General features: G+C 41.4%; 7 protein-coding genes and 1 pseudogene. All 8 read left to right on the forward strand.

Annotation, left to right across the window (positions count from 1 at the left end; all coding sequences use genetic code 11):
• A pseudogene (locus WKI23_RS09035) lies at window positions 1-379 on the forward strand (hypothetical protein); the annotation flags it as partial.
• A gap of 146 nt (window positions 380-525) precedes the next feature.
• Window positions 526-1803, forward strand: coding sequence for an ABC transporter permease (locus tag WKI23_RS09040; protein ID WP_368079692.1), 1278 nt, complete (start codon window positions 526-528; stop codon window positions 1801-1803).
• A gap of 126 nt (window positions 1804-1929) precedes the next feature.
• On the forward strand, window positions 1930-2577 hold the full coding sequence (gene vex2 / locus WKI23_RS09045; RefSeq protein WP_368079693.1) for an ABC transporter ATP-binding subunit Vex2: 648 nt from the start codon (window positions 1930-1932) through the stop codon (window positions 2575-2577).
• Window positions 2578-2628: 51 nt separating this feature from the next.
• Complete coding sequence (gene vex3, locus WKI23_RS09050) at window positions 2629-4008, forward strand: ABC transporter permease subunit Vex3 (protein ID WP_368079694.1); 1380 nt, start codon at window positions 2629-2631, stop codon at window positions 4006-4008.
• A gap of 322 nt (window positions 4009-4330) precedes the next feature.
• Window positions 4331-6715: a hypothetical protein gene (locus WKI23_RS09055; RefSeq protein WP_368079695.1), complete on the forward strand. Its 2385-nt coding sequence runs from the start codon at window positions 4331-4333 to the stop codon at window positions 6713-6715.
• Between the two features lie 109 nt (window positions 6716-6824).
• Window positions 6825-7718, forward strand: coding sequence for a hypothetical protein (locus WKI23_RS09060; protein WP_368079696.1), 894 nt, complete (start codon window positions 6825-6827; stop codon window positions 7716-7718).
• 381 nt (window positions 7719-8099) lie between these two features.
• Window positions 8100-8756 (forward strand): response regulator transcription factor VncR, encoded by a 657-nt coding sequence (vncR, locus tag WKI23_RS09065; protein ID WP_368079697.1) that lies wholly within the window; start codon window positions 8100-8102, stop codon window positions 8754-8756.
• Window positions 8753-9769 (forward strand): sensor histidine kinase VncS (gene vncS, locus WKI23_RS09070; RefSeq protein ID WP_368079698.1); only part of this gene is annotated, 1017 nt, incomplete at its 3' end. The genes vncR and vncS, both read left to right, overlap by 4 nt.

A 9769-nucleotide genomic window follows, 5' to 3' on the forward strand; every position in this document is an offset into this window, starting at 1 on the left:
TACTGCCAAGGTCAAGGAAGCAATCGAATCCTTGAAAGGCAAGCAAGCGACTAAGGATGAAGAAGAAATGAAAGAAACAAGCAAAGAGAAAGGTCATCTTCCATATGGTACGATGATTGGCAGCCTGCTCGCCCTTCTTGGTCTCCTTCTCTTCCTCATGGCTCGTCGCAAGAAAGAGTCAGAACTCAAGAAATTGACCAAGGAATTGACTAAGGTTCTGCAAGACGGCGACCTTACAAGTGTAGATGCGAAAGTTCTCGAGCAAGCACGAGAAGCTCTCGCTCAAGCAGTTGCCTTCCTAGCCAATGAGAAAGAGTCTGACCACACAGAAGATGAGTTGATTGAGAAACTCAAAGCTATTCTTGCTCAGTTAAGATAAGCAATGCTTAGACGAGTCGGAAACTAGCTAGAATAGTGATTGAAAGAGCAACGGTGAAAGCCGTTGCTCTTTTTGAGATTTTTTCGTATTTCATAAACATTTCATATTTAGGTTTTATAATAGTCTTACAAATATGGAGGTGACAAATGAATCCAATCCAAAGAGCTTGGGCTTATGTCAGCAGAAAGCGACTGAGAAGTTTTATTTTATTTCTGATTTTATTGGTCCTATTGGCCGGAATTTCAGCCTGTTTGACTCTGATGAAGTCCAATAAAACAGTGGAAAGCAATCTTTACAAATCACTCAACACATCTTTTTCTATTAAGAAGATAGAAAATGGTCAGACTTTTAAGTTGTCAGACTTAGCATCCGTGAGCAAGATTAAGGGACTGGAAAATATTTCTCCTGAACTGGAGACGGTCGCAAAATTAAAAGACAAGGAAGCGGTGAGTGGCGAGCAGAGCGTGGAGCGTGATGATTTGTCAGCTGCGGACAAGAACTTGGTTAGCTTAACGGCTCTTGAGGATTCATTCAAGGATGTTACCTTTACTAGCTCGGCTTTCAACTTAAAAGAAGGTCGACACCTTCAAAAAGGGGATTCCAAGAAAATCATCATCCACGAAGAGCTGGCTAAGAAGAATAGTCTTTCGCTTCATGACAAGATTAGCTTGGATGCTGGTCAGTCCGAAGCTGGAAAAGGGCAGACAGTAGAGTTTGAGATTGTCGGCATCTTTTCTGGTAAGAAACAGGAGAAATTCACAGGCTTGTCTTCCGATTTCAGTGAAAATCAAGTCTTTACAGACTATGAAAGTAGCCAAATGCTTCTGGGAAATAGTGAACCGCAAGTCAGTGCAGCGCGTTTCTATGTAGAAAATCCTAAGGAAATGGACGGACTCATGAAGCAGGTAGAAAATTTGGCTTTAGAAAGTCAAGGTTACCAAGTCGAGAAGGAAAACAAGGCTTTTGAACAAATCAAAGACTCAGTAGCAACCTTCCAAACCTTTCTGACCATCTTCCTTTATGGGATGTTGATAGCCGGAGCCGGAGCCTTAATTTTGGTCTTGTCTCTCTGGTTGAGGGAAAGGGTCTACGAAGTGGGAATTCTTCTGGCGCTTGGAAAAGGCAAGAGTTCTATCTTCCTACAGTTCTGTTTAGAGGTAGTTTTGGTATCTCTCGGTGCTTTGCTTCCAGCATTTGCTGCAGGCAACGCCATCACATCTTACCTACTCCAAACACTACTCGCAAGTGGAGATCAGGCAAGCTTACAAGACACGCTAGCTAAAGCAAGCAGTCTATCAACCAACATTCTATCTTTTGCAGAATCCTATGTTTTTCTAGTTCTGCTTAGTTGCTTGTCTGTAGCCCTTTGTTTCCTATTCTTATTTAGAAAATCGCCTAAGGAAATTTTATCATCTATTAGTTAATACTCTTCGAAAATCTCTTTAAACCGTGTCAGCTTTATCTGCAACCTCAAAGCTGTGCTTTGAGCAACCTGCGGCTAGCTTCCTAGTTTAATCTTTGATTTTCATTGAGTATAAGAAGGAGAAATCATGACTTTATTACAATTACAAGACCTTACCTACCGTTATAAGAACACTGCCGAGGCAGTTTTATATCAGATCAATTATCGTTTTGAACCCGGAAAATTTTACAGTATTATTGGGGAGTCAGGAGCAGGAAAATCCACTCTCTTGTCCCTCCTTGCTGGTTTAGATAGTCCTGTTGAAGGTTCTATCCTTTTCCAAGGGGAAGACATTCGTAAGAAGGGCTATTCTTACCATCGCATGCACCATATTTCCCTAGTCTTTCAAAATTATAACTTGATAGATTATCTTTCTCCACTGGAAAATATCCGCTTGGTCAACAAAAAGGCAAGCAAGGATACACTACTTGAGCTTGGTTTGGATGAAAGTCAGATCAAGCGGAATGTTCTCCAGTTATCAGGTGGTCAACAACAACGTGTTGCCATTGCTCGCAGCTTGGTCTCAGAAGCTCCAGTTATTCTTGCTGATGAGCCAACAGGAAATCTGGACCCTAAAACTGCTGGAGATATTGTCGAACTGCTCAAATCACTTGCCCAGAAAACAGGTAAATGTGTTATCGTCGTAACCCACAGCAAAGAAGTGGCACAAGCGTCAGATATTACACTTGAATTGAAGGACAAGAAACTGACTGAAACTCGCAATACTAGTAAATAATTTGATCTTATTTTGATAGAATGATTAAAACAACATTTAGAAAGGGAACCTATGTTACACAACGCATTTGCCTATGTTACAAGGAAGTTTTTCAAATCGATTGTCATCTTCCTGATTATTCTCCTCATGGCGAGCTTGAGTTTGGTCGGCTTGTCGATCAAGGGAGCTACTGCCAAGGCTTCTCAGGAGACTTTTAAAAATATCACTAACAGCTTCTCCATGCAAATCAATCGTCGCGTCAATCAAGGAACGCCACGTGGTGCTGGGAATATCAAGGGTGAAGACATTAAAAAAATCACCGAAAACAAGGCCATCGAGTCTTATGTGAAACGCATCAACGCTATTGGGGATTTGACTGGATATGAACTTATTGAAACGCCAGATACCAAGAAAAATCTGACACCTGACCGTGCCAAACATTTTGGAAGTAGCTTGATGATTACAGGTGTCAATGACTCCTCTAAAGAAGACAAGTTTGTTTCCGGTTCTTATAAGCTGGTCGAAGGTGAGCACTTAACAAATGATGACAAGTACAAGATCCTCCTGCACAAGGACTTGGCAGCCAAACACGGCTGGAAAGTCGGAGATAAGGTTAAATTGGACTCTAATATCTACGATGCAGACAATGAAAAAGGAGCCAAGGAAACAGTTGAAGTGACAATTAAGGGACTCTTTGATGGTCACAATAAGTCGGCAGTAACCTACTCACAAGAACTCTATGAAAATACAGCCATCACAGACATCCATACGGCTGCTAAACTATATGGATACACAGAAGACACAGCTATTTATGGGGACGCAACCTTCTTTGTAACAGCGGACAAGAACTTGGATGATGTTATGAAAGAGTTGAATGGCATAAGTGGTATCAACTGGAAGAGCTATACACTGGTGAAGAGCTCGTCTAACTATCCAGCCCTTGAGCAATCTATCTCTGGTATGTACAAGATGGCCAACCTCCTCTTCTGGGGTAGCTTGAGTTTCTCAGTTCTTCTCCTTGCCCTCTTGCTCAGCCTTTGGATCAATGCCCGTCGCAAGGAAGTGGGAATTCTCCTCTCTATCGGTCTCAAGCAGGCAAGTATCTTGGGGCAATTCATCACCGAATCCATCTTGATTGCTATCCCTGCTCTCGTTTCTGCTTACTTCTTAGCTAATTACACTGCCCGTGCAATTGGAAACACTGTCCTTGCCAATGTGACTTCAGGTGTTGCCAAACAGGCTAGCAAGGCGGCTCAAGCCTCTAACCTTGGTGGTGGTGCAGAAGTAGATGGCTTTAACAAGACCTTGTCAAGCCTAGATATTTCCATTCAGACATCAGACTTTATCATCGTCTTTGTCCTAGCCTTGGTTCTAGTGGTTCTCGTTATGGCGCTTGCTTCAAGCAATCTCCTTAGAAAACAACCAAAAGAGCTCTTGCTCGATGGTGAATAATACTGATGCTAGACTGAAAAATGAGGCTAGCAACTGAAAGTTTTAAAATGATACATGAAGCAGAAAGCAATGGTAACAATCATTGCTTTCAGTTGCTTTCTTTGTACTTTAGTACTTAAATATGATATACTAAGGTTATGGAATTTATTGGAAAGGAGTTTCGCAACTTATATATGGAATTGTGCATAAAAATCTATAGAAATCTTATCTTGAAAATAGATAGATAAATCTGTAGAAGCCTATCCATATCGCAAACATAGGCTAGTAGACCTAGGCAGGGTCTACCTTGGAAAATATAGAATAGTGAGGAAAAATAAACATTATGAGACAAACAAATGTTAGAGGAAGCTTGTCCCTCCGTGGCTTTAGAAAATTGAGAACAGGTGCAATTGTTGCGACAGGTGTGATTCTACTGGGTCTAGGCTTTTTAGCTCCAACTGTATCAGCAAGTGAACAAGATGGTGTCTGGGTAGCCAGAACAGTTGAGGAAGTGAAAGCTGACCTTCAAAAAGAAGGTAATTTATTTAAGTATGTCATTAAGTGGGGAGATACATTAAGTGTTATCAGCGAAGCAAGCAATATCCCTGTAGATGTACTCCAAGAAATGAATCAAGCTTCAGGCAAGAATTTATTCTTACCGCACAATGAATTGTACTTTACTGAAGCTGAAACGGTTTCAGATACAGTCACAAAACACAAGATTGTCATCAAAGAAAGTGGTGCCAGTGGCGAAGTTCGCACTTACGAAGTCTTGCTCAAGAAAGATCAGGAAACAAAAGCTGTTACCTTTGAATTAACAGATGTCACTGAGAAAGTTGAAAAAATGATTGTGAACTATAGCTCAGTCTATCAGCCTGTATCAGCACCAGTAGTGGAAAGAGCGGAAGAATCAGGTGAAGGACTTGCCCCAGTAGCACCAGCTGTGACAAGCCCAGAAGTTAAAGAAGAAACAGAAGCTCCAGTAGCACCAAAAGCAGAAGAACCTGCAACACCCGCACCAAAAGAAACAGCACCAGAAGCGGCAACAGAATCAGCAGAGCCAGAGGTAGCAAAACCAGCTGAACCAAACGCAGAAACTCCAACTCCGAAAGTAGAAGCGCCGAAAGTTGAAGAACCAGAGGCGTCAGCTGAACCAAAAGGAACAGCGCCAGTGGTAGAGGAAGGCACTTCAGGAGAACAAGATCAACCAGCAGAAGAAACCCCAGCACCATCAAAACCAGAAAGCCCAGCTTCAACAGAAGAAGTAGCAAAGGAAGCTGAAGGAACAGAGCCAGAGATGGTAACACCAGCTGAACCAAAAGCAGAAACTCCAGCAGAATCAACTGAATCAAAAGCAACAGAGCCAGAGGTAGCAAAACCAGCTGAATCAAACGCAGAAGCTGCAACAGAATCAACAGAAGCTTCAGGAACTTCAGCAGAAACAACACCTAAAGAAGCTGCAACAGAAGAAAAAGCAGAAATGCCGAAAGTTGAAGAGCCAGCGCCAGCGGTAGAGGGTACAACTGCAGGAGAACAAGGTCAACCAGTAGAAGAAAACCCAGCACCAAAAGAATCAGGAGAAGAAGGTAAAGCGGAGGATTCAGTTTCTTCAACTGAATCTTCATCAACTGCCTCTGAAGGTGAGTCAACAGTTACACAACCATCTGTAGAATCAGGAACAGATTCTACATCGGAAGCTGAAGGAAAAACATCTGAGGAATCAGGAACACAAGCTCCAGCAGAATCAGCTACAGCATCAAAAGAAACAGATTCAACTTCAGAAAAAGAAGTTGAAGAATCAGGAGCAACAGGAAAAGAAGCGAAAGAAACTGAAGAAAAACTAGCTCCAAAAGAAGATTCAACATCAGGAGATGAAGGTAACGCCGAAACATCAAATAATCCAACAACAGGCGCTACAACTAGTGCTGATTCAGATGAATCAGGAAATACAACTGAAGAAAAAGCAGAAATGCCGAAAGTTGAAGAGCCAGCGCCAGCAGTAGACTCTACAAATGAGGCGCCTAACGAAGGTGAATCAGAAAATCCAGTAGCAGAAGGAACACCAGTCACAGAAGAACAACCGTCTACAGACAATACGGCTTCATCAAGTGCAACAAGTGACTCAGCTGACTCAAGTCCATCAACTGAATCAACAGCTCCAGAATCAACGACTGCTACAACGGGAAATACTTCAAATTCATCAACAGACGTTACAACTGATGGCAACTCAAACGATTCAACTTCTAATGAAGAAAAACCTCAAGGCGATGAACCAGCTGTAGAACATCAAGATTCAGAGCAGTCTTTAAAGAAAGAAACTGAAGACAGTAATAAAGCTGCGATTGATGACGATAGGAAAACAAAAGACGAAGAGATCAATAAGAGTACTTTAAGTGAGGAGCAGAAAAAAGAAGCCCGCGAAAAAGTAACAAAACTCACTGAAGAGTACCATAATAAACTCAAAAGCGAGCAAGATACAGATAAACAAGCTGAGCTGGTAGATGAATATCGAGATAAACTAAATAAAATTGAAACTCCGGGTATAGAACATACTGGTCCTGATTTCAAGAAACCAATAGAAAGTCATGCTGGTGGAACAACTATAGATGAAAATAGTACGGTCGCAAACAGTGCACTAACCTCTAGCAATCCATCTTCTCAGCCATCTTCATCTGGAGATTCATCACAAACACAACCCTGCGGCAACGTCGGACAGTTCTACACCTGATAACTCAGGCTTCCGAAGTGCAGGAACTTATCAACCTCGAGTAACTCGTCGTGAAAGAGGTGTTGATGAACCGCAAAATAAAGTTTCCATTTATTATAATTATGATGGTATGAAAGATATTCCAGGATTCTTTAATGATTTAGATAGTAAAAATGAAGTTGAAGTTCCTCAAAAAGCTCCAGCAGAAGCTTTGAAGTCTATTTTAAAATCAAAAATTGATCAGAAGAAAGCAGAGCTTGAAAAAAAGGGGTACAAAATTTCTGACGAGTACTTTGTAGGTATTGATCAAGCAGATGCAACTCATTATGACTACGTAGTAACTTTCACTAAGGAAACTACAGGAACTACAGGTTTTAGAATTGCACCAAAAGTTCAAGCAAGAGCTAAAAAAGTTGTAAAAAGAGATTTGTCTAATAAAACTAAACACATAAATGTCTACTATAATTTAACATCTCTTAAAGATATAGCTGGAGCATTAGGTGAAGTAGGAGAAAATAATCTTTTAACTTTACCAGGTAATGCAACTAAAGAAGATATTAAAAAAGCTGTTGCAGAAAAAACAAAAGCACAAATTGAGAAACTGAAAAAACAAGGCTTTACAGTTAAGTCCACAACAGACTTGGATCAAATCGTTGAGGGTGGAGATAGCTATGACTATGTTGTAGAATTCACAAAAGAAGCCAAAACACAGCCGGTAGGAACTACAGGCTTTAGAAATGCTCCACTAGTTCAAAGAAGGGCTAAGAGATCAACAGAAGCAAAAGAAACTGTGAATGTTAACATTTACTTCAACCTAAAAGCTCTCCCAGGTATAGCTGGTGCATTGGATGTAGATGGAGAGACTACTATCAAACTTCCAAAAAATGCTAGTGAAGAAGAAGTAAAAGAAGCAATCAAAGCTAAAATTGCTAAGGTGGAAAATCGTGGATATAAAGTAAATGATTCCTACTTTGGGGCGAAAACAGAAAAAGGCTATGATTATGTTGTAGAGTTTACAAAATAAGCTAAGACACAATCAGTAAGGACTACAGCCTTTAAAAAAAGTCCTACTAGTTCAAAAACCAAATAACTTTCATTCCACAGGGAGTGAAATGCAAGCAGAGAGAGCGATAGGCTCTCTTTGTTTTATCTAGTGGTCAGTTGCTTAAAGACAAAAGGCCAATAAGAGGCTATAATAGAAAATAGAGTAGGTATTTATTCTAATACTCTTCGAAAATCTCTTCAAACCACGTCAGCGTCGCCTTACCGTATATATGTTACTGACTTTGTCAGTTCTATCTACAACCTCAAAGCAGTGCTTTGAGCAACCTGCGGCTAGCTTCCTAGTTTGCTTTTTGATTTTCATTGAGTATAAGAAAAATAAAAAATAGAGAGCAGTTAAAGTATGAAAATTTTAATTGTAGAAGATGAAGAGATGATCCGTGAGGGGATCAGTGACTATTTGACAGATTGTGGTTATGAAACCATTGAGGCTGCAGATGGGCAAGAAGCCTTAGAGCAATTTTCCAGCTATGAAGTAGCCTTGGTTTTACTGGATATCCAGATGCCCAAGCTCAATGGTCTGGAAGTCCTAGCTGAGATTCGTAAAACCAGCCAGGTTCCTGTTTTGATGTTAACAGCCTTTCAGGATGAGGAATACAAGATGAGTGCCTTTGCTTCGCTAGCAGATGGCTATCTGGAAAAGCCCTTCTCCCTCTCCCTCTTAAAAGTGAGGGTGGAGGCGATTTTCAAGCGCTATTACGATACGGGACGAGTCTTCTCCTATAAGGATGCCAAGGTGGATTTTGAGAGCTACAGCGCTAGCCTCGCAGGTCAAGAAGTGCCTATCAATGCTAAAGAGTTGGAAATTCTTGATTATTTAGTGAAAAATGAAGGACGAGCCTTGACTCGTTCTCAGATAATCGATGCGGTCTGGAAAGCGACAGATGAGGTTCCTTTTGACCGTGTCATTGATGTCTATATCAAGGAACTGCGGAAAAAGCTAGACTTGGATTGTATCCTCACTGTGCGCAATGTTGGTTATAAATTGGAGCGAAAATGAAACGAACAGGTTTATTTACAAAGATATTTATCTACACCTTCTCGATTTTTAGTGTTCTGGTTATTTGTCTTCATTTAGCTATTTATTTTCTTTTTCCTTCGACTTATCTGAGCCACCGTCAGGAAACCATTGGTCAGAAGGCGACAGCCATTGCCCAGTCTCTAGAAGGAAAGGATAGGCAGAGTATCGAGCAAGTCTTAGACTTGTATTCCCAGACTAGTGAGATTAAGGGGGCCGTCAAGGGCGAGATGACCGAGGATAAGTTAGAAGTCAAGGACAGTCTTCCTCTGGACACAGACCGCCAGACTACCTCGCTTTTTATTGAGGAACGGGAGGTGAAAACGCAAGACGGTGGCACCATGACTCTCCAGTTTCTAGTTTCCATGGATTTGCAAAAGGAAGCAGAGCAAATCAGTCTCCAGTTTCTTCCCTATACCTTGCTGGCATCCTTTCTGATTTCACTTTTGGTGGCTTACATCTATGCTCGGACCATTGTTGCCCCGATTTTGGAAATCAAGCGGGTGACCCGACGGATGATGGATTTGGATGCCCAAGTGCGATTGCGCGTGGACTCTACGGATGAGATTGATGATCTCAAGGAACAAATCAATAGCCTCTACCAGCATCTTTTGACTGTCATTGCAGACTTGCATGACAAGAATGAAGCCATTCTCCAGCTGGAAAAGATGAAGGTCGAATTCCTACGAGGGGCTTCTCATGAATTGAAAACACCACTGGCCAGTTTGAAAATCCTAATCGAAAATATGAAAGAAAATATTGGTCGTTATAAGGATAGGGACCACTATCTGGGAGTTGCCTTAGGAATTGTGGATGAGCTCAATCACCACGTTCTCCAGATACTTTCCCTCTCTTCTGTGCAGGAATTGCGAGATGATAGGGAAGAAATTGATTTGCTCCAGATGACGCAAAGTCTGGTTGAGGAGTATGCCTTACTAGCCAAGGAAAGAGGGCTCCAGATAGACAATAGTTTGACCCATCAGCAGGCTTATCTA

The sequence above is a fragment of the Streptococcus pseudopneumoniae genome (assembly GCF_038148955.1).
GTDB lineage: Bacteria > Bacillota > Bacilli > Lactobacillales > Streptococcaceae > Streptococcus > Streptococcus pseudopneumoniae_T.